This is a genomic window from Streptomyces poriticola (assembly GCF_036689765.1).
Classification (GTDB): domain Bacteria; phylum Actinomycetota; class Actinomycetes; order Streptomycetales; family Streptomycetaceae; genus Streptomyces; species Streptomyces poriticola.
On sequence record NZ_JBAGKH010000120.1, the window covers coordinates 1 to 306 of the forward strand.

Here is a 306-nt window from a genome sequence, read left to right on the forward strand (position 1 = left end):
TCGAAGGCGTTCAGGGCGGTCTTCCAGCGCATGGTCCAGCGGGCCTGGCCCTTGCCGGTTGGGTCCAGGCTCATGATGGCCATGTAGACGCACTTCAAGGCGGCGGTCTCGTTCGGGAAGTGCCCGCGCGCCTTGACCGCACGCCGGATCCTGGCGTTCACCGATTCGATGGCGTTCGTGGTGCAGACGATGCGGCGGATCTCGGTGTCGAAGCGGAGGAACGGAGTGAACTCCTCCCACGCGTTCTCCCAGAGCCGGACGATCGCCGGATACTTCCCGCCCCAGGCATCGACGAACTCCGCGAAC

At 65.7% G+C, this 306-nt stretch carries 1 protein-coding gene; it reads right to left on the minus strand.

Annotation, left to right across the window (positions count from 1 at the left end; translation table 11 throughout):
• Positions 1–306, minus strand: a 306-nt coding sequence (locus V5O46_RS31720) for a transposase (RefSeq protein ID WP_332888190.1), incomplete at both ends; no start/stop codon positions are given.